Genomic DNA, 515 nt, shown 5'->3' with positions numbered 1-515 from the left:
CATGGCATTGAAGCGCAGCGATTCGTACGCCTCGCCACCATGCAGCTTGACGACCTTGTAGCCGCCCACAGCCTCTTCCACCACATAGGCGGCCTGGTTGGTCAGGTTCTGGCTCTCGCGGTTGAGCGAGCGCAGGCGACGGTTGATACGCGACATCAGCAGGCCGATGATCGGCAGGATCACCGCCACCACCAGCGTCAGGCGCCAGTTGGTATAGAAGAGAAAGATCAGCAGCGCCAGCACCGTCACGCGATAGGCGGCGGACGGCTCCGGCGTTCCGACGTCGCTCTGCGAGCCGTCGCTCATCGATCTTCCCCCATCGGTCCTTCCTCGTCGGCCGGCGAGGGCCGCACGCAAGACCGGCCGACGCCCGCGCGCGGCGGACGCCGACCGGCGTCGCGGTTCCTTAGAACTTGACCTCGACCGTGCCCAGGATGGTGCGCGGCGGGCCGTAGAAGCCGATGACCGAGTTGTTGTAGGTCGCGCCCGGGAAGTTGTAGCCGCCGATTCGATAG

1 protein-coding gene is annotated in these 515 nt (G+C 65.8%); it reads right to left on the bottom strand.

Features of this window, described 5'->3' with window-relative positions:
- The coding region (locus tag D1614_RS28980; RefSeq protein WP_241558171.1) for an ABC transporter transmembrane domain-containing protein at positions 1 to 306 on the bottom strand (306 nt) is incomplete at its 3' end.
- Between the last annotated feature and the right edge of the window lie 209 nt (positions 307 to 515).

Source organism: Maribellus luteus, assembly GCF_003576475.1.
Classification (GTDB): domain Bacteria; phylum Bacteroidota; class Bacteroidia; order Bacteroidales; family Prolixibacteraceae; genus Draconibacterium; species Draconibacterium luteum.
This window is presented reverse-complemented; position numbering and strand designations above follow the sequence as displayed.